The following is a 19,868-nucleotide window of genomic DNA, read 5'->3' as shown; positions in this document are numbered from 1 at the left end:
CCGCCCGAGATGGCCGATTAACCCGCCATTTGCTTCTCTTTGATCTCTGCAAGCGTTTTACAGTCGATACATTGATCGGCCGTTGGACGCGCTTCGAGACGGCGAATACCGATTTCGATACCGCAGGTTTCACAGAAGCCAAAATCGTCTTCTTCGATTTTTTGCAGGGTTTTCTCGATCTTCTTGATCAGTTTACGTTCTCTGTCACGGGCACGCAGTTCGAGACTGAACTCTTCTTCTTGCGCTGCACGGTCTACAGGATCAGGAAAGTTTGCTGCTTCGTCCTGCATGTGACTCAGAGTACGGTCGACTTCCTCACGCAACTGATTGCGCCAAGCTTCAAGAATGATCTTGAAGTGACCCAGTTGCTTAGCGTTCATATACTCCTCACCCGGCTTTTCCTGGTAGGGACTTACACCTGCGATAGCGAGTACGCCAAGTTTTTTGGTGCCTTCAGGCATAACGCATCTCCTGTCATCATTTGCGTTGTAGGGCGTCCTTAAGAACGGCCGCTATCTATATCAGAATCTTCACATTGAGGCAAATTTTTCATTTCACCTTGGCAGAATTTTTTGATTACCTTCGCTAATTGAAATGAAAATGCATTTTACTGAATCTTAACATCATACTCGGACTGGACAAGCGTGGGCTAGATGTATCTCACTTGCAGAAATCTCGCAGCGATAAGCTAAGACTTCTACTCCCGATAAAACAGCCTTTTTCAAGAGGTTAGCATATTCAGGGTCGATATGCGCCGCGGGGGCCACACTGTGGATGTCTGTGTGTTGCACTACAAATAGCAAGACGGCTCTATGCCCAAGGCTGGCCATGTGCATTAATTCTCGCAGATGTTTTTGGCCGCGAAGACTCACAGCATCGGGGAAATAACCTTGGCCATCCTCAAGCAAAGTACAACTTTTGACTTCAATATAGCAGGCGGGTTTTTGAGCAGCCTCAAGCAAGATATCGATGCGGCTATTTTCATCGCCGTATTTCACTTCGCGGCTTAAGCTGTCGTAGCCTGCTAGTTCGGTGATGACACCTTTATTAAGCGCCTCCTCGACCAGGGCGTTGGCATTGCCCGAATGAATGCCGATAAGGCCGCCCGTTGGCGTGGTCATTAACTCCCAGGTATGGGCATATTTACGTTTAGGATTATTAGACGTCGAAAACCACACGGTTTCACCGGGAAACAGGCAGTTACGCATTGAACCAGTGTTGGGGCAATGCAGGGTGATTTCAGTGCCGTCTTCGAGTTGAACATCGGCGAGAAAACGTTTGTAGCGCTTAAGTAGCTTTCCCGATTTCAGTGATGGACTAAAGTGCATGCTATAACCTGTAGCGAGGTGATTTGGGCGTCCAAGACTAACAAATTTCGCAAATGTTTACAGATTTTACCTCGGTAACTTAGGCCGATGGCTTTCAGTCCTTGCCAGCTAGCAGTAAACTGCCGCCAACCCCGTTGTACTTTGTATACCCCAAAAGCCTGAGGATGCAGGAGCTCTCACCTCAACTTACATGGGTATAAGCGCAAGAACAAATTAAAATAAGGACCCCTCATGAGTGAACTTAAAGTGACTGAAGTGATGAGAGTTGAGTTAACCAAAGATACCCCTGCCGCCCATTGGGGCAAAGCCGATGTGACCTTCAATGCCGAAGGCGCATTAGTCCACTTAGGTGGCGCTGATGAGCTGCGCCAAATTCAAATGGCGGCGCGTAAGTTACGCAATCAGGGGATCAGCTCGGTAGCCTTAGCGGGCGCTCTTTGGGATCTGAATAGCCAATGGGTCTTCGCCCAAGGTTTTGCTACCGCTAAACCCGGCTATAAGATCCAATGGTGCGGCGATGACGCAGTACAAGCCGAATTACAACGTCGCTTAGAAGTGGCGACATTTGCCCGTCAACTGATCAACGACACCCCTGAAAATCTGTCGCCAGTGAAATTGGCGCAGCAAGCGGCTAAATGGTTAGCCGATATAGGTGGCGCTAAGGTGAGCTACCGTATTATTGAAGGTGAAGCATTATTAGAAGAGCAGTGGATTGGGATCCATGCCGTAGGCCGTGGCAGTGAGCGTCCTCCAGCGATGTTAGAGCTAGACTTTAACCCGCTGTCAGCCGATGCCCCAGTATCTGTTGCCTTAGTCGGTAAAGGGATTACCTTCGATTCTGGTGGTTACAGCATTAAAGCCTCTGAAGGCATGCTGGGGATGAAGTGCGATATGGGCGGCGCCGCCACAGTGACCGCCGCTTTAGGTTTAGCGATTAAATCGGGTCTAAACAAACGCGTTAAGTTATTCCTCTGCTGCGCTGAAAACTTGATCAGCGGCCGTGCCTATAAGCTGGGTGATATCCTCACCTACAAAAATGGCGTGACAGTTGAAGTGGTCAACACCGATGCTGAAGGGCGCTTAGTGCTGGCCGATGGTCTGCAAGCGGCTTCTGCGACGGGGGCTCCTTTTATTATCGATGCGGCAACCTTAACCGGCGCAGCTGTGATGGCGGTAGGCTCTAACTACAACGCTATTTTCTCGCCACAGACTGAAGTGTTACAACTTGCGCAGCAAAAGGCCTCGACTGTGGCCGAACGTGTATGGCCATTGCCACTGGATCCTTGGCACAAAGACATGTGTCCATCTGCCTATGCTGACACGGCAAACAGTCGCCCTGTAAAAGGCGGTGGTGCTGGCGGCGCTTCGAATGCGGCGGGCTTCCTGTGGCGTTTCGTTTCGCCAGAAGCCAAATGGTTACACGTGGATTTAGCGGCGGCCTTCGAAGATTCGGCTTCTGCACTATGGGGCGCTGGCGCGACCACCCATGGCGTGCTGACCATCAGTGAGCTGATTAAAGGATAAGTTTGCCTTCGCGAATGAGTTTGCCTTTGCGGCTAAGCTTACGAGTAACGCTTCTTATTGTATTAAAACCGCCTACGGGCGGTTTTTTATTGCATAAAATTAACGCGTGGACAGTATGAGTCTTTATATGTTTATTTTATGATTCAGCCTATTAGCGGTTGGCTATGACTATGCTCATGGATATGGCTAGGGCAATTTATCGGGAAGACTATGCTAAGGATACGTAAAGCGACGCAATTAGATGCCAAGGCCTGCTGGGATATCCGCAATGCGGCGATTAATAAAGGCTGCGCCGGATTTTATTCTCAAGATGATTTACAGATTTGGACTCAGGGTGAATTGACTGAATCTTTTCGTCGTATGGTGGGCGCACATTTTTATGTGGCTGAAATCCTCAATGAAACAACCCAAGAATCGACGGTGGTGGGCACCATCATGTTGGATGAACCCTATGCTCAGGTCGAGGCGCTGTTTGTCTCCCCCGAGGCGATGGGCTTAGGTGTTGGCAGATCGTTACTGCAATTTATTGAAACAAAAGCGTTTAATTTAGGCCTTGCCCAATTGCGATTAGAGTCGACCTTAAATGCGGTCGAATTTTATCGCCACTGCGGTTTTGGTGGTGAAGGCCTAGAGGAAGACGCGGTCTATTGCTCACCCCGTGGTATCGCTTTGGATTGTCGGGTGATGTATAAAAACATAGGGCGCTTAGCTGCTCGCCGTTAGCCGAGCACAAGGAAAATCTGGGCTGAATAGCTTCGAAGGATTATTGAAGTTGAATTAACTGCTAAGGCTTAACGCAAGATGGGGTTGCTGACATATTTAAGGGAGTCAACAGATCAAGTATGGATGTGGAATTAACTGCTAAGACTTAACTCAAGATGGGGTTGTTGGCACACCCAAGGGAATCAACAGATCAAGGATGTGGAATTAACTGCTACGACTTAAAGCTTTGAAGGGGTTGCTGGCATACCCAAGGGAATCAACAGATCAAGATGGGGGAATTAACTCCCAAGAGTATGCCAACTATCGTTCTTTCGCCTGAAATCCCGATGCCAATAAGATTAACTTCAATGGCTTAAATCAAGCTTAATCTATTGCTCAAAAAGGCTTTATTTCATTAGCCTTTAGTCAAACGCTCACTCTGTCTCAGTTCGCCTGTGGGCTATTAAGCTGCTGGCGTTTTTCCATTAAATCTTTAATCAGTGGTGTGAGGATCAGCTCCATTGCGAGTGACATTTTGCCGCCCGGCACCACTAAGGTGTTGACCCGCGACATAAAGGAGCCTTGGATCATGCTCAAATAATAGGGGAAGTCGACGTTGTTGATGCCGCGAAAACGGATCACCACAAAGCTTTCATCTAGGCTTGGAATATCTTTGGCGCTAAAGGGGTTAGAGGTATCGACCGTCGGCACCCGTTGGAAGTTGATATGGGTACGCGAAAACTGCGGCGTCATATGCTTAATATAATCGTCCATGCTGCGCACAATCGAGCCCATCACTTTTTCGCGGCTATGACCTCGCTCCGAGGTGTCACGAATGATCTTTTGGATCCACTCTAAGTTGACGATAGGCACCATGCCAATTAGCAAATCCACATGCTGGGCCACGTTGGCATCGCCCGTGACTACGCCGCCATGTAAGCCTTCGTAATACAACATATCGGTGTTTTCGGGCAGTGGACGCCATTGGGTGAAGGTGCCCGGCATTTGGTTGAAGGGCACAGCTTCATCGAAGGTATGTAAATAGCTGCGGGTTTCGCCTTGGCCCGTGGCGCCGTAATCACGAAAGCATTGCTCTAGGCGGGCAAAGTTATTGGCCTCGGGGCCAAAGTAGCTCAGATTGCGATTCTCGGCCTGGGATTTGCGGATCATCACTTCCATCTCTGCACGGGTAAAGTGATGAAAACTATCGCCTTCTACAAAGGCGGCATTAATCCCTAGCTGGCGAAAGATATGGCTAAAGGCGGTAGTAGTAGTGGTGGTTCCTGCGCCGGATGAGCCTGTAACTGCAATAATCGGATGTTTTGCTGACATTTTTTCTACCTAGCTAGGAACCTAAAGAGCCGCTCATTGGGAGCGATAAACCGTATAAGCTATTTATACGGCACAGGGATACTGGTGGTCAATCTTGCCGTTTGGCCACTTGGTCGGCGTGGCGAATGGCAAAGGATTCATCGTCCTCGCTGTATTCCAAGACGAGTTTGCCTTGTTTAAGTGCTTGTTGGCATTGCGCTATTGCTGCAGATAGCTCTTGCTCATCTAGGCTAGTAAAACTACCATCCTCCACTTGGCCTAAAAGATATTCGCGGATCAAATTGGCTAACGTCTCTTTGGGAAGCTGGAGTAAAGCATCGTAGGGGATAAGCATTCGGGTTCCTTAAGGTGCCGATAAAGCATCATTGGCGAGTAAAAAGTCTAAAATGCGCCGCTCTAGATAATAGCGTGGTTTCCAAGGTGTACCACCCTCAATAAACCCGACATGGCCGCCATGGGCATGTAATTCATATTCCACATGTTCAGAAAGCTGGCTGGAATGCGGGATAACGGCATCCGTCATAAAGGGATCGTCCTTGGCGTGTAAGATCAGCGTCGGCTTAGTGATGCACTTGATAAAGGGTAAGCCGCTGGCGCGGGTGTAGTAATCTTCAACACCCAAAAATCCATGGAGTGGCGCGGTGACTTTATCGTCAAAGTCATAAAAAGTATTGAGATGAGCAACTTGCATTGGGCTCAATGCCATCGCGCCCGCCAGATCGGGGTCAGCGAGTTTTTGATTGACCTTATGTTGTAACTGTTTGATTAAATGGCTTTGATACACTTTTGAAAAACCATTTTCTAAGCGTTTGGCACAGGCCGATAATTGCAGCGGCGCCGACACGACTACGGCTCGACTCAACAGGCTATGCTCTTGATATTCGCCTTGATATTTGGTCAGCACATTGCCACCTAAGCTGTAACCCACGGCCAATAAAGGTGATTGCGGATACGTTTGTTGCAGCAGGCTTAGGCTAAACTGCAAATCGTCGGTATCGCCACTGTGGTAACTGCGGGCGAGGCGATTGGTTTCCCCTGAGCAGCTTCTGTGGTGGTGAACCACAGCCGCTAACCCTTGCTCTTTACAGGCTTGCAGAATGCGTCTGGCATAATGGGACTGGGCACTGCCCTCTAACCCATGAATGATGACCATAATGGGTTTGCCGATTTCTGGCCTTGCTTGCCAATCTAAATCGATAAAATCGCCGTCGGGAAGCTCGAGTCGCTGCCGCTCAAGCACAGGTTTGGCCACTTTAGTTAATACGGGCAGAATAGTTTGTACATGGGGACTTTTGGCCCACCAAGGCGGATTAAAAACGTTTGGCATGGGATCTTATCTTGATATCAACTATTGCTGAAAATTAAAACGTGTGTTTAATTTAGATTCGCGGTCATTGTAGCACAATAATTTAACACTAAGCGTCTTGGGGAGACATAGATGAATAGACGTACCTTTTTACTGGGCGCGTTTGCCGGTACGGCGGCGATTGCCTTGGGGGTGAATCTCTACTCTCCCGAATTCAGCCTCCCCGATGAAGGCGAAGGAAAAGACTACCGTTTGTTATTCGGCGTGTTGTTACCTGTGATGCTAGATGGGGCCTTGCCCGATGTGGCAACCCATAAGTTGGCGGCGCAAAATCGCACCTTAGATGCTATCAAGCACTCGATTGATGTCTTGCCCGATGAGCAGCAGACTGAACTATTCGAACTGCTGGATATGCTGGAAAATCGTCTCGGTTTACTGCTGCTGACCTCGAGTATGACGCCACTCTTGATGCGTTCACCCAGCGAATTAACCCAAATGTTGGAAACCTGGCGCCACAGCTACTTTGCGTTATTGCAAACGGCTTATTTAGGCCTGCGGGAATTAGTGATGGCCAGTTATTACGCCTGTCCCGAGCATTGGAGCCGACTTCACTACGCCAAGCCTGAATTGTTCAAATAGGCTGAATTTATAATAATAACAATAATGTAAGAATGGAGTAATCCAAGTGGCAATCATAGATCCCATAGTGACAGGTTTAAATTCCGGTTGGTTACATACCGACGCCAGTCAACTGCAAGAGAACCAGCAATTTGAAGCCGATGTGGTGATTGTAGGCACGGGCGCAGGCGGTGGTGTGGCGGCGGAAATCCTTACCCAAGCTGGACTCAGTGTGATCATGATTGAAGCGGGGCCGCTTAAATCCTCCAGCGACTTTAATATGGAGGAGCGGGTCGCTTACCCTAATTTGTATCAACAGGCGGCCGCGATGAAAACCGCCGATAAGGCGATTGGGATTTTTCAAGGTCGTGCCGTGGGCGGCTCGACCACCATCAATTGGACCACCTCGATTCGTACCCCGAAGGAAGCCTTAGCCTTTTGGGCGCAGCATAAATCCGTGGTGGGTCTCGACCCCGAAGCCCTTGCCCCTTGGTTCGAACAGATGGAGCAGCGGCTCAACATTCATGAATGGAATTATGAACCTAACCGCAATAATGGCGCCCTCAAGCAAGGCTGTATCAACCTTGGTTGGGATTACACCGTCATTAAGCGTAACGTGGCGGGTTGTTGGAATACTGGCTATTGCGGCATGGGCTGCCCAGTTAATGCCAAGCAATCTATGTTAGTCACAACGATCCCGACCGCATTGGAGAAGGGCGCGCAGCTTGTTAGCCGTGCCAAAGTCGTTAAGATTGAACATCATAATGGCCAAGTGTTTGCCCTCAAGGCGCAGGCGCTCGATGTTAATTTACGGCCGACCTCAGTCGAGCTGTTATTTAAAGCCAAACACTATATTTTAAGCGCTGGCGCTATCCACACGCCGACCTTAATGATGCGATCTGAGGTGCCTGATCCCTATCAATTATTGGGCAAGCGTACCTTTTTACATCCTACAGTGCTGTCGGGTGGCGTATTTGCCGATGCGATTAATGCCCACAGCGGCGCGCCGCAATCTATCTATTCCGATGAATTTGTTTGGAAAAACGGCGCCGATGGCGAGTTAGGCTACAAGCTTGAGGTGCCGCCGGTGCATCCGATTTTGATCGCCTCTAAGACCATAGGTTACGGCGTGAGCCACGCCGAATTGATGGCACAGTTTAATCAGCTACAGGTCACTATCGCCTTGATCCGCGATGGTTATCATCCCGATAGCCAAGGTGGGCAAGTGCATCTCACCCCAACGGGCTTTATGTTAGATTACCCGCTTACTGAGGCCTTTTGGCGGGCAGCGCGGCGGGCATACGCCAGCATGGCCGAGTTGCAATTCTCGGCGGGGGCATTAAAAGTGCTGCCCATCAGTGATGGTATGCCGTATCTGTCGTCATGGAAGGAGGCCAAAGAGAGCATTGCGCAAATGGATTTAGCACCGCTGCGCACAGTCGTTGCCTCGGCGCACGTGATGGGCGGTTGCCCCTTTGGTGAGGATGAAAAGCTCTCTATGGTCAATAGCTATGGTCAGTCATATTATCTGGATAATCTGTCGGTGATGGACGGTTCTATCTTCCCGACCAGTCTCGGGGCCAATCCGCAGCTGTCGATCTATGGCATTACCGCGCGCAATGCTACGGCGCTGGCGCAAAAGCTTACCGATGGCCGAGAGCCACAATAGCGTGGAGCCTGTATGCAATCTGTAGGATCCTTGGAGGGCGGCTGTTTATGTGGGGCGATTCGTTATCGGATTGAGGGCAAGCCCTTCGACGCAGATTATTGCCATTGCCGCATGTGCCAAAAAAGCATTGGGGCCGTGTTTGGCGCTTGGATGGATTTTAAGCTGCAACAGGTGACTTGGGTTAAGGGGCAAGTGACTGAGTTTGCTTCATCTGAATGTGTGAGACGTGGTTTTTGCGCCCACTGCGGCTGCTCGCTAACCTACAGGCACACTGAGTATCCCGACTATCTCACCCTGACGATCGCAAGCTTAGACGATCCGAATTTAGTGCAGCCTAATTACCATATTTATACCGATGAGCAGCCAAGTTGGCTCAAGATTGAGGATAACTGTCAGCGTTATCCTCAGGCTCGTACTAAGTAATGTTCGGTCTATTAAGGTGCGATAAAATCCAGCGCGTTAACATCCGCTGCGGATAGGCCAAATAGTGCGAGGTAATTGACGAGATTGGTTTGTTGGCCGGTTGGCGATAACCCATTGACGGCATTTAGAATCGTGCGCTGTGCCTTACGTTCCATCATCAGCTCAACATCGAGCATCTGCTGGTATTCTTCCTCATTCAGGCTTGCCTTAGCGAGACGGCGCAGACGACGATAGGGCGTGAGAAACTTTTCATCCCAATCCCAAACCGCATTGACCAGCTGCTGCCACTGCTCGGTCGAATATTCCCGCGGGCCCGCCACATCGCTGGTGAGATCTAAATACTGCGCCAGCAGTAAGAGATTCACATTCACTTGACAGTTATCCTGTAGCTCGAGGCAAAGCTGCTTATTTTGCCCGTAGCTCATATCACACCAATGCCAAATTTGACTGTCTAGCGGGGTTGCATCCGACATACTGTTTCCTTGTACGTTAGGCGATAAAGGGCCAATTACTGTCCCATCAGCTCAAGTTCCATTGCATCAATTTCTTCTTGCAGCTCAAGCCATTGCATTTCACTTTCTTCTAGCGTTTGTGTCAAGCTGGTGCGCTCACTGAGTACCGACGTGAGTTTGGCTTTATTGTCCTGATCGTAGAGTTCGCTATCGGCCAGCAGATGCTCCAACTCGGCGAGCCGTTCACTGAGCTTTTGCTGATCGGTTTCAAGCTTCGCCTGCTTACGTTTAAGTGGCGACACCTTTTGGCGTAGCTCTGCCTCTAACCGCTTTTGCTGTTTCTTATCGACGGCGGGTTTTGCATCGTCACCGTTAACGGTGGAGTTCGCACTGGCGGCCTTAGCGGCATCGAGTAACCATTGGTGGTAATCCTCTAAATCACCATCGAAGGCCTGCACTTGGCCTTGGTCAACCAGATAGTAATCGCTACAGGTTAAGCGCAGTAAGTGACGGTCGTGCGATACGATAACCATTGCGCCTTCAAAGGTTTGCAATGCCATAGTCAGCGCATGGCGCATCTCTAGGTCTAAGTGGTTAGTCGGTTCGTCGAGCAGTAACAGGTTAGGGCGCTGCCACACTAATAAGGCCAATACTAAACGCGCTTTCTCGCCACCTGAGAATGGGCGCACTGGCGAGAGCGCCATATCGCCATGGAAGCCAAAACCGCCGAGGAAGTTACGTAATTCCTGCTCACGGGCATTGGGCGCGAGGCGCACCAGATGTTGCAGCGGCGTATCGTCTAAGCGTAAAAATTCGATTTGGTGCTGGGCAAAGTAACCGATATTCAGGCCGGGATTGGGCTCATACAATCCGGTCATCGGTGATAGTTGTCCCGATAACAGTTTGATTAATGTCGATTTACCCGCACCGTTGCGCCCTAAAAGGCCAATACGGGCACCGGGGACTAAGTTCAAATGTACTTTGCTCAGGATTTGTTTATCGCCATAACCTACCGCCACTTGCTCCATTTTAATCAATGGATTGGGCAGAGCTTCTGGCGGGCGAAACTCCATATAAAACGGGCTATCGGCCTGGGATGGCAACAGCTCAGTCATCCGCTCCAGCGCTTTTAAGCGGCTCTGCGCTTGCTTGGCTTTACTGGCCTTGTAGCGGAAGCGGTCGACGAAGGACTGCATATGCGCCCGTTCTTTTTGCTGGCGCTCATAGGCGACCTGTTGCTGCGCCATACGTTCGGCGCGGATGCGCTCAAAGGCACTGTAGTTGCCTTTGTAATAATTGAGTTTTTGATTCTCGACATGGACGATTTCATCGACAATCTCGTCGATAAAATCCCTATCGTGGCTGATTAAAATCAGCGTGCCTTGATAGGACTTAATCCAACCTTCCAGCCAGTACATGGTATCTAAGTCTAAGTGGTTGGTCGGTTCGTCGAGCAGCAGTAAGTCGGAGCGGCACAGCAGCGCTTGGGCAAGGTTTAAGCGCATCCGCCAACCACCCGAAAAGCTTTTCACTGGGTTATTTTGCTCGGCTTCGCTAAAGCCTAAACCTGCCAGCAAGGCACCTGCGCGGGCGCGAATGGCGTAGCCGCCTATGGCATCGATTTTTCCGTGCAGGGTGGCAATGGCATGGCCATCATTGTGTTCCTGCGCGATATGTAAATCGGCCTCAAGTTGGCGATATTCTTTATCACCATCAAGTACATACTCAAGTGCAGAGACTTCCAGCGCGGGTGTTTCTTGAGCTACGGTAGCGATTTGCCAACCCGAAGGCATACTAAATTCGCCTTTGTCTAAGCTCAGGTGACCCATAATTAATGCCAGCAGTGAGGACTTACCCGTGCCATTGGCGCCGACTAGGCCGACCTTATGGCCGGGATAGATGGTCAAAGAGGCTTCGTCGAGCAGGGTTTTGCTGCCACGGATTAATTGCGCTTGGTTGATGCTGATCATTAACTACAACTTGGTCATATCATGAATGAGTAAGGGCTGTGATGATAGCGTACAAGCCGATGGCAAACCACAACTTAGGCCGAGTTGCTGAGGATTTCTTACACTTTTTACTGCATCTTTTTGGCGAATGTGGTGGCGGCTTTTAGGGCGCTCTTAGGATGAGTGCCAATGCGAGTGTTCGGCTGATTTGGCAAATCCTTCTTGAGTGAATCCCACAAGATGCTAACGCCTGCTCATATCTTATGGCATCACAACTTGGTTTAAAGGCTGGCAATAGCTGGGCACTGTGGCAAAATAGCGGCCAATTTCAGGCTCACGCTTTGGTGTTCTCAAGCGAAGCGTAGTCATCTTCTGATCCAACTGAGCTGGTCTGTGCATTAAAGGTATTAGCATGACAACCAAAATCAAAAAGCGCTTCGTAGCTGGCGCAAAATGCCCAAAATGTGGCGCCAAGGACAGCATTCTGCTGTTTAAAGAAAACGGTATCGAAACCGTAGAATGCACCGACTGTGATTACCGCGAACAACAAACCGATGTCAAAGTCGCCGAAAAAGCCACAGGTGCCGTGATTGGGGTGTTTAAGCCTGACTAGGCTTGGTGTTGCTTTGCTTGTTCGTTTTAAAGCGAGAGTCTAAAAAATTCACCAGTGTGCAGTGTCGATTGGCAATATGACTCCAGTGACACGCCATAAACTCATCCCTGAGGGCTCGACGGTGGCATCCATGCCACCAACGGTCACTTCCGTAAAAATTGCCAATGGCCAATGCTAACTAGCCTTCTCGCAGCTCGTTCTACTAAAAGCTATTTGCCCCTTTCCGTGTTTCGGCTCGTTAGCTCAACCGAAAATTCCCACAACTGCTGCCATAGATATTCTTATCTATTTGCCTATGTTTGGCCTTACAAGAAATCGGCTAACAATGCATGGGTATACAGTCATATTTAAATTTAGGTGTTTTGGTATGATTTTTAGACAAAATCAGTGCGCACTAATTCTATTCTCAATAAATAAAAATCTATAAAATCAAGTGAATATAGTAACTGAATTTTAGTTATTAGGTTTGGAAAACGCGCATGCGCGTTTTTCCAGATAGTGTATTTGGCAGAAAGCTGATAAGTTCTTTGCATACAGATAGTTAACCGTGCGCGTTTTCACAGGTCCAACGAGGTAAACGCGCATGCGCACTAATAAAATGTTAGCTTTCAATGTTAATTAGGTGTTTTTTGTGCAAATAATTGAATATTTAAAATCTTTTAATAGAAAAGAACGTTTTCATCTTGTCGGTCAATTACTGGGCAATACCGAATTTAATCTTGATCCAATTATATTACAGAAAATCCTCGACTTATTAGAGTTGGACACACCTCCATCCTATTTTTCTGCGATGGATTATCACTTAGATTGGATATACGCAAGTTTAGAACTCGCGTATGTTCATGGAAATGAACCTAGAACAAGAGATTCTCTACGCATCACTGCTACCCAGGAAGATGTCGACTTTTTATTGGCTTTTGAGGATGAATCTGGCAACACCCACATTATTATGATCGAAGCTAAAGGAGATACACCTTTTACTAACAATCAGCTCCAGAGTAAAGCTAATAGGTTACGTGCTATTTTTGGTGAAAATAATGAAAATTGGAGTAATGTTATTCCACATTTTTTAATATGCAGCCCAATTGAACCAAATCGAATTGAAATAGAGAATATTCCTTCTTTTATGCTTAACAAAGATAACAGCAAACTTAATTGGTTTATACTCGATATGCCGTTAAATCAGAGAAAAGTCACTCGTTGTCATTTGGACGGAAAGGCATCGAAATATGGTAAATACTGGAAAGTGGATATACTAAGAAACTCAAAAAGCTAACAAACAGTTCAAGAGGGATTCAGCACGCGTGGCATTTTTGGTATGCGGTGGTTTTAGTGTTGAAGTGCTATGCAGTGGTTTGGTCATTGCGTGCTTCACCCCTTAACTGGGCGTTATATTTTTCAGCCACCAAGAAGAGACATCGCTTGAAGCAACTCTTTAAATATATGAGCGAACCTCGGGACTTTTTCGAAGAGGGATTCATTCGCCTTTCACAACCAAGCGTATTGAATGACCCTTTTGAGGCGGCATTTTGCCGTAAAAGCTTAGATGAACTAGCTAGTCACTTTGACAATCCAACTTCTTGGGACCCTGAGTTTGGAGAGTTGAGTTTTTCTCAATATGTTGACTTGAGAATGCACCATATAGGCGTCATAAGCTTTACCGAGAACAAAGAAAATCTACTTATGTGGGCTCACTACGCAAATGAGCATAAAGGCATTGTTGCTGGAATAGTACATTTCCCTCGAAACGGATGCATTTTTGAAAATTTGTTTAGAGCGGACTCTCTCATAAACTCAGCTTGGGGCGAGGAGTGGTCGCAATTCGATGGAACTCCTAAACCTGTTTCTTACAGGAAGGGATTAAGATACCGCAACGATAAGTTCGATTATGATTACTCAAATATATCAGTAGAGGGTGCGGATAGAATTCTCTATGAGGTGTTTTTACAGAAAAGTGATGAGTGGATTTATGAGCAAGAGCATCGAGTGATTCTTAGACTAGAACAATCTGACCGAGTCATAATTCCCAACCTTGATTCTATCGGCAATCTAAGCATAAAAAACCGAGTAAAAAACGCTTCTTATTCGATCTTTAACCCTGACAATGACTCATGCGTTATTAACTTATTTAAAATTACTGACGACGCAGAGAGAGCAGCCGTGGCAATGGAACTAGCCAAGCTAAGTCAAAACCCCAAGACTATATATCTAATGAAATTGTCATCCAGCTCAATAAACAGTTGCTTGATTGGCTTAAAATCAAAGATAACTAAAGCTGAGGTTCAAGGACGTCACGCGTGCTCTACTGGATACCTCGACATCTGGAAAGCTACCAAAAACATGGATTATTACAGCATTGAGTTTGAAGAAATATAACAACTGGTCCAAATCGCTCGCTTCGCTCACTGGGACGGGCTAAAGCCCGTCCCTTAACCAAACGTTAAATTTACAGGTTCCGCTAATGTCAAAAGGTGAACCATGGTGATTAGCGAGACGACTGTCCGCCCCATGGACGGGGCGGTCGAGCATCCACGGACGGACTTGAACAACATCCTTGTTTAAAGGCCAGTTCGCCATCCATGGCTCTCGTTCATAAGCTCAGAAACCTTAGGTTTCTATTCACCGTGTCGGTGAGTGAACATCATGGCAAGCCTGTATTCGTGGATATCAGCTGCCTACCATTCCATTTTTTCGAATGTTTAGACCGTGATTTCGCGTTATTCTTTTGCAAATTTCCTTGTTATTCTGCCTCCATTAGCATTGCCACTGTTTCACGCAGTCACTTCTAACCCAAATGATCGTGATTACACAGGCTAATGCCTTACGAGTTAGGAGCATAAAATGAAAGTCTTAGGTCAGTTTTCTGCTAAACCTGCGATGGATGGCGATGGGGTGAATATTCGCCGTGTGGCGGACTTTGTCACTACCCATTTTGATCCGTTTTTGATGATGGATGAGATTAAATCCGATGATAAACAGGATTTTATTGGTGGTTTTCCGCCGCATCCGCACCGTGGAATGGAGACCTTTACTTACATCCGCAAGGGCGGGTTTGAGCATCGCGATCAGATGGGTAACGTCAAAGCGATTCGTGCTGGCGATGTGCAGTGGATGAGCACGGGTTACGGCGTGGTGCATTCCGAAATGCCGCTGGCCGATGCGCTTAATGGTCTGCATGGCTTCCAAATTTGGGTCAATATGCCTGCCAAGGACAAACTGCGCCCCGCGACGTATCAAGATACGGCTTCAACCCCTAGCGTTGAAACCACGAACGACACAGGCGCCACCCTTAAAGCCTTGGCGGGGGATTGGGCATTTGCGGGTAAAAGCGCGATCAGTGCCACCATCCAAGGATTAGCGGGCGAAGCGGCGATTGCCGACTTGATGATAAATGCTAATGGTGAGGCGCAGCTCGATTTATCCAAGCATGAGTTTGCCGCCCTCTATCTTTACCAAGGTGGCTTGAGTAAGGGCGAAGGCTCACAGTGGTCATTCAATGAAGGCCAGTTTTTAGTGCTCGATAGCCAAACGCCATTGCAGCTTAAGGCCGATGAACGCGGTGCGGGCATGTTACTGTTTGTGGGTAAACCGATCCGCGAAAAAATCGTCCAAATGGGGCCGTTTGTGATGAACACCCAAGCGGAAATTCAGCAGGCGATTCGCGATTATCAAGAGGGCCGCTTTGGCAGCATAGCCTAAGGCTTGCTTTAAATATTGAATCCTCGCTTGAAAAACACCGCTGGTACAAAGCTTGTTTTTCCGTAAGTCACAGCCACTAAGCCCTGCCAGCGCAGGGCTTTTTGTTCGCGCACTTCTTATTAATGACTCTCTTTAAAGCAGGCTATAAAGCCTGCTTGGGTGGTTAAGCGAAAGACTTCAGGAAAAGAGCGCGCTTTATTGCTACAATAGCCGAGCTTTGGGATGGCGCGGATAAGACTGAGCACGGCAAGTTGCCGACTTAGCCTTATTGCGCGAGTGGCGTAGCTTATTTAAAGAGCTAGTTTAATGGCCTAAGTTAAAGGCTTAGTTAACTTAACCGCCAGACATAAAAGCCTAAACAAATGGCTAAACTCCCCGAAGCGATAAGCGTATTTAATCAGTAACACGATGCAATTTCAGTGACTTGCCTGAGTTTATGCCAGCGCGGGTTACCCACCACAGGATATTCGCCTTGAGCAATTCAGACACTCAGCCTTCAATGGCTTTCTCGACTCTTAAGCTAAAACCCGAACTGCTTGAGAACCTTACCACTATGGGCTATCACGAAATGACGCCGATTCAGGCGCAGAGTCTGCCAGCCATTTTAGCGGGCGAGGATGTGATTGGTCAGGGCAAGACGGGTTCGGGTAAAACGGCGGCCTTCGGTTTAGGTCTGCTGAACAAGTTAGATGTGAAGCGTTTTCGCATTCAAACCTTAGTGCTTTGTCCAACCCGCGAGTTGGCCGACCAAGTGGCGCAGGAGATCCGCACACTGGCGCGTGGCATCCACAACGTAAAAGTGCTTACCCTTTGCGGCGGCGTTCCCATGGGGCCGCAAATTGGTTCGCTCGAGCATGGCGCCCACATTATCGTCGGTACGCCGGGGCGGATTGTCGATCACTTAGAGCGTAACCGTTTAGATCTAAGTAACCTGAATATGCTCGTGCTGGACGAAGCCGACCGTATGCTAGAAATGGGCTTCCAACCACAGCTCGATGCGATTATCGAGCAGTCGCCACGCGAGCGCCAAACCCTGCTGTTTAGCGCAACTTTCCCCGAGCAAATTCAGTCGATTGCCAAGCAAATTATGTACGACCCTGTGATGGTGAAAGTGGCTGTGACCCACGAAAAGAGCACCATCGAGCAGCATTTCTACCACTTGGATGACGACAAGGCGCGCATGCAGGCGCTGCAATTATTGCTGCTGGATCGTAAGCCAGAGAGCGCTGTGGTGTTTTGTAATACTAAGCGCGAAACCCAAAAAGTGGCCGATGAACTGAGCGATGCTGGCTTTAGCGTTATCGCCCTACACGGCGATTTAGAGCAGCGTGACCGGGATGAAACCCTGCTGCAATTTGCCAACAAGAGTGCCTGTGTGTTGGTGGCAACCGATGTGGCTGCCCGCGGCCTCGATATCGACGCGCTGGACGCGGTATTTAACTACCACGTGGCCTACGATACCGAAGTGCATATTCACCGTATTGGCCGTACCGGCCGTGCGGGCAGTAAGGGCGCGGCTTTTACCTTCTTTAACGATCAAGATGGCTATAAAATTGCGTTATTAGAAGAGTACTTAGAGCGCGATATTCAGAGCGAAGCCTTACCATCATTAAGTTTGCTGGGCACAGCGCCCAATGCACCAACCATGATCACCCTGCAAATCGATGGTGGTAAAAAAGAGAAGCTTCGCCCCGGTGATATCCTCGGCGCCCTCACGGGGGAGAATGGTATCGAAGGCTCGCAGGTGGGTAAAATCCTTGTGACCGACTACCGCGCCTATGTGGCGGTGAATCGCAAAGTCGCTAAAAAGGCGCTGAGCAAAATCACCAGCGGCCGCATTAAAGGTAAATCCTACCGCGCGTGGTTAATGAAATAACCCGCAGTTAAGTGAATAAAAAGCGAAGCCAAATGACTTCGCTTTTTTGTTTATGGCCTAGGGTTAGAAGTTATAGGTGACGCCCAGCATCAGGTTGCGCCCCATTAACGGCGCATAATCCTTGAGTAGGGAAGTATGGGGGCGGGCCTCCTGATTAAGCAGGTTGGTACCTTTGAGATAAACCAAAATATCGCCGCTTGAGGTGTACCTGCGATAAGTGGCGGCGGCGTTCACTAGGGCGTAGCCTGCGGTTTCAGTCTCATTGTCGGCGGTGTCGGTTTGGCGGGCATAGCCTATGGCGCCTAACTCTGCGTGCCACTGCTGCAGATCGAAGTTTAATGTCGAGCCGACACGCATCGGCGATATTTGCGGTAAGTTGCCGCCATCGACGAGTTTGCCGCGGGTGTAGTCGCTAAAGAGCCCGAGTGACCAGAGATCATTAAATGGTATCGTTGCCTGCGCCTCGATGGAGTAAAGATCCGCATCGCCTTGAGTATATTGATAAACCGGCATGTCGCCTTCTTCATCGCTGTTGACCAGATCCGAGGCAACCAGTCCGGTATTGCGCTCATAGTAGAAGTTATTGACTCGGTTATAGGCGAGGCTGAGTGAACCTGTCCATGCGCCGTCCAGCTTACGCAGCGTGAGGTCGATATTGTTGGCGATTTCCTTATCGTTACTGCCGCTGTTGGCAACGATTTGGCCATTCTCTAGGCTAAATTGCGATCCAAGCTCAAAGCTTTGAGTCGCATCGTGTGGCCCGTAGCTGTAAAGCTCTTCGGCGGTGGCCGAGCGTTCGGCGCGGGTGAGTGACAGCCCTAGGTTGTATGATGGATTAAAGTCCCACACCACACCTGCCGACAGCGTCACATTATTATCAGTTAAATCATTAGGTTGATACTCTTGCTCACCATTAAGCGTGTCGAGCTGCATGCTATCGGGCGCGAGGCGGTAATGCTCTAGGCGACCGCCGAGTTCAAAGCGAAAATCCCCAAGCTTACGTTCTTGCACGATAAAAGCAGCGAGTGTGTCCGTTTTACTGTCGGGGGTCAGGGCTTCGTCGCCTTCTACCGCAAAGTCACGGTGCACCGCATGCAGCCCCAGAGTGCCTTGCCATTCGCCCCAAGGATGATTGTTTAGGCTTAAACGTGCTTCGCTCTGCTTGTTGAAAAAGGTGGTGCCAGCAACACCATCTTCTTCCTCGGCGTGTTGATAATCGCTATAGGCAGCGTCGAATTTTAACTTACTAAAACCAGCAAAGGGGTCGAGTAGCCCGCTATGTAACTGCCAAGCGGTTTTTTGTAAGTCGATGGTGATATTGGGAGCATCGGTTTCACCACGGCTAGGGATGCCGTAGTTGGATTCGGTGCGCGCGCCGGAGACGCTTACAAAACCCGAATCCCCCGTATAGCCAACGCCTGCGGCGTAATCATCGAGTTTGAGTTGGCTATTGGCTAAGGTACCGTGGGTGGTCGGCATATCGGCAATGGCATTACCGGGAATGTCGACATCCTCAGTTTTTCTGTGGGTGCCATCCAGATGCCAGTTGAACTGGCCATTACCGCCGTTGAGTTCGCCATTGTAGGTTTGGCCATGATTGGCGCTGTCGTAGCGAGCGCCAAAGTGCCCAGTTACTTCATCGACTGGGGTTTCGCTGTAGCGGGTATCAACCACATTGACGACACCGCCGATGGCGCCATTGCCATAGAGTAGGGTGCCCGGACCGCGAAGAATTTCAATCTGCTGCGCCGAGGCGGCCTCGGAGGTCACGGCATGGTCCGCCGATACAGTGGAGGCATCGCCAACCGACAGGCCATTTTCAAGCACTTGTACTCTGGGGCCGCCCATGCCGCGGATAATCGGCCGACTGGCGCCCGCACCAAAGTGAGAGGCCTGTACGCCGGGGAGTTTTTCTAAGGTGTCGCCCAAGGTGGGTTCGGTGTTGAGCTTGAGTTGATCCTCGGTCAATACGCTGATGGGCGTAGTGCTCTCGAGGGCTGAGCGGGCGAGGGGCGATGCGGTTACCACAATATTTTCCATCGGGGTTTGGCTCAGCGTCACATCTTGAATGAGCAAACCTTGCTTTGAACTAATCTCTTGATCGCTATGTTTAAAATTCGCATGACTCACGTGTAGGTGCAGGTGACTATTATCCGCAACCTTGAGTTGATACTGGCCTTGGGCATCTGTGGTTGTGCTGTTACCGCCGTCAACACTGACGCGGGCATTGGCAAGCGCGTTACCTTGTTGATCAGTGACTTGGCCTTGAAGCTCTGCGGCCATAGCCGATGAACACACGCTCGCGACCGCAAGCGCTATTGAAGATAGTGCAAGTTTCATTGTGCCTTTCCTTGTAGATAAGCAAAAAATTAATGTT

The 19,868-nt window shown here is 49.1% G+C and carries 18 protein-coding genes; 10 read left to right on the top strand and 8 right to left on the bottom strand.

Features of this window, described 5'->3' with window-relative positions; genetic code table 11:
* Positions 1 to 17: 17 nt before the first annotated feature.
* Entirely contained in the window at positions 18 to 461 is a 444-nt protein-coding gene (gene dksA, locus M0415_RS13465) for an RNA polymerase-binding protein DksA (protein ID WP_011718198.1), read from the bottom strand.
* Positions 462 to 623: 162 nt separating this feature from the next.
* Positions 624 to 1,328 carry a DNA/RNA nuclease SfsA gene (sfsA, locus tag M0415_RS13460; RefSeq protein ID WP_086903777.1) on the bottom strand — a complete coding sequence of 235 codons (705 nt, stop codon included), beginning with the start codon at positions 1,326 to 1,328 and terminating at the stop codon, positions 624 to 626.
* Between the two features lie 231 nt (positions 1,329 to 1,559).
* On the opposite strand from sfsA, the gene pepB reads away from it, so the two are divergent.
* Positions 1,560 to 2,852 carry an aminopeptidase PepB gene (gene pepB / locus M0415_RS13455; protein WP_086903776.1) on the top strand — a complete coding sequence of 431 codons (1,293 nt, stop codon included), beginning with the start codon at positions 1,560 to 1,562 and terminating at the stop codon, positions 2,850 to 2,852.
* A 210-nt stretch (positions 2,853 to 3,062) separates the two neighbouring features.
* A complete protein-coding gene (locus M0415_RS13450; protein WP_249556171.1) occupies positions 3,063 to 3,575 on the top strand; it encodes a GNAT family N-acetyltransferase in 513 nt (170 codons plus the stop codon).
* A 423-nt stretch (positions 3,576 to 3,998) separates the two neighbouring features.
* On the opposite strand, the gene M0415_RS13445 is transcribed toward M0415_RS13450, so the two are convergent.
* The 3 genes from M0415_RS13445 to M0415_RS13435 form a co-directional block, all read right to left on the bottom strand.
* The gene (locus tag M0415_RS13445; RefSeq protein WP_011621530.1) at positions 3,999 to 4,886 is read right to left on the bottom strand and encodes a phosphoribulokinase; all 888 of its coding nucleotides are present in this window, start codon (positions 4,884 to 4,886) and stop codon (positions 3,999 to 4,001) included.
* 88 nt (positions 4,887 to 4,974) lie between these two features.
* Positions 4,975 to 5,220, bottom strand: coding sequence for a YheU family protein (locus M0415_RS13440; RefSeq protein ID WP_011718194.1), 246 nt, complete (start codon positions 5,218 to 5,220; stop codon positions 4,975 to 4,977).
* Between the two features lie 9 nt (positions 5,221 to 5,229).
* Positions 5,230 to 6,213, bottom strand: a complete 984-nt coding sequence (locus tag M0415_RS13435) for a hydrolase (protein WP_249556170.1) — start codon at positions 6,211 to 6,213, stop codon at positions 5,230 to 5,232.
* A 111-nt stretch (positions 6,214 to 6,324) separates the two neighbouring features.
* Here M0415_RS13435 and M0415_RS13430 point away from each other — a divergent pair, with 111 nt between their 5' ends.
* Genes M0415_RS13430 through M0415_RS13420 form a run of 3 tightly spaced genes read left to right on the top strand, consistent with a single transcriptional unit; the run spans position 6,325 to position 8,902 of the window.
* Complete coding sequence (locus M0415_RS13430; RefSeq protein WP_011718192.1) at positions 6,325 to 6,831, top strand: hypothetical protein; 507 nt, start codon at positions 6,325 to 6,327, stop codon at positions 6,829 to 6,831.
* Positions 6,832 to 6,877: 46 nt separating this feature from the next.
* Positions 6,878 to 8,479, top strand: a complete 1,602-nt coding sequence (locus M0415_RS13425; RefSeq protein ID WP_249556169.1) for a GMC family oxidoreductase N-terminal domain-containing protein — start codon at positions 6,878 to 6,880, stop codon at positions 8,477 to 8,479.
* Positions 8,480 to 8,491: 12 nt separating this feature from the next.
* Positions 8,492 to 8,902: a GFA family protein gene (locus M0415_RS13420; protein ID WP_249556168.1), complete on the top strand. Its 411-nt coding sequence runs from the start codon at positions 8,492 to 8,494 to the stop codon at positions 8,900 to 8,902.
* Positions 8,903 to 8,913: 11 nt separating this feature from the next.
* Here M0415_RS13420 and M0415_RS13415 read toward each other — a convergent pair whose 3' ends face one another.
* Complete coding sequence (locus M0415_RS13415) at positions 8,914 to 9,375, bottom strand: TIGR02444 family protein (RefSeq protein ID WP_011718189.1); 462 nt, start codon at positions 9,373 to 9,375, stop codon at positions 8,914 to 8,916.
* 35 nt (positions 9,376 to 9,410) lie between these two features.
* A complete protein-coding gene (locus tag M0415_RS13410) occupies positions 9,411 to 11,324 on the bottom strand; it encodes an ABC transporter ATP-binding protein (RefSeq protein WP_249556167.1) in 1,914 nt (637 codons plus the stop codon).
* Positions 11,325 to 11,715: 391 nt separating this feature from the next.
* On the opposite strand from M0415_RS13410, the gene M0415_RS13405 reads away from it, so the two are divergent.
* The 5 genes from M0415_RS13405 to dbpA all read left to right on the top strand — a co-directional run bounded on the left by M0415_RS13405 (position 11,716) and on the right by dbpA (position 17,491).
* Positions 11,716 to 11,916, top strand: coding sequence for a YheV family putative zinc ribbon protein (locus M0415_RS13405; RefSeq protein ID WP_220050157.1), 201 nt, complete (start codon positions 11,716 to 11,718; stop codon positions 11,914 to 11,916).
* A 631-nt stretch (positions 11,917 to 12,547) separates the two neighbouring features.
* Positions 12,548 to 13,192, top strand: coding sequence for a hypothetical protein (locus tag M0415_RS13400; protein WP_086903770.1), 645 nt, complete (start codon positions 12,548 to 12,550; stop codon positions 13,190 to 13,192).
* 146 nt (positions 13,193 to 13,338) lie between these two features.
* Positions 13,339 to 14,292, top strand: a complete 954-nt coding sequence (locus tag M0415_RS13395; protein ID WP_086903769.1) for a DUF2971 domain-containing protein — start codon at positions 13,339 to 13,341, stop codon at positions 14,290 to 14,292.
* A gap of 465 nt (positions 14,293 to 14,757) precedes the next feature.
* On the top strand, positions 14,758 to 15,615 hold the full coding sequence (locus M0415_RS13390) for a pirin family protein (protein WP_249556166.1): 858 nt from the start codon (positions 14,758 to 14,760) through the stop codon (positions 15,613 to 15,615).
* A 499-nt stretch (positions 15,616 to 16,114) separates the two neighbouring features.
* A complete protein-coding gene (gene dbpA, locus M0415_RS13385) occupies positions 16,115 to 17,491 on the top strand; it encodes an ATP-dependent RNA helicase DbpA (protein WP_089067035.1) in 1,377 nt (458 codons plus the stop codon).
* 63 nt (positions 17,492 to 17,554) lie between these two features.
* On the opposite strand, the gene M0415_RS13380 is transcribed toward dbpA, so the two are convergent.
* Positions 17,555 to 19,831, bottom strand: a complete 2,277-nt coding sequence (locus tag M0415_RS13380; RefSeq protein WP_249556165.1) for a TonB-dependent receptor — start codon at positions 19,829 to 19,831, stop codon at positions 17,555 to 17,557.
* Positions 19,832 to 19,868 lie beyond the last annotated feature (37 nt).

Origin of the sequence: Shewanella sp. 10B (assembly GCF_023475885.1) — a bacterium.
Taxonomy (GTDB): Bacteria; Pseudomonadota; Gammaproteobacteria; order Enterobacterales; family Shewanellaceae; genus Shewanella; species Shewanella mangrovisoli.
The sequence above is the reverse complement of the archived record's forward strand: the minus strand, read 5'-3'. Positions and strand labels throughout refer to the sequence as shown.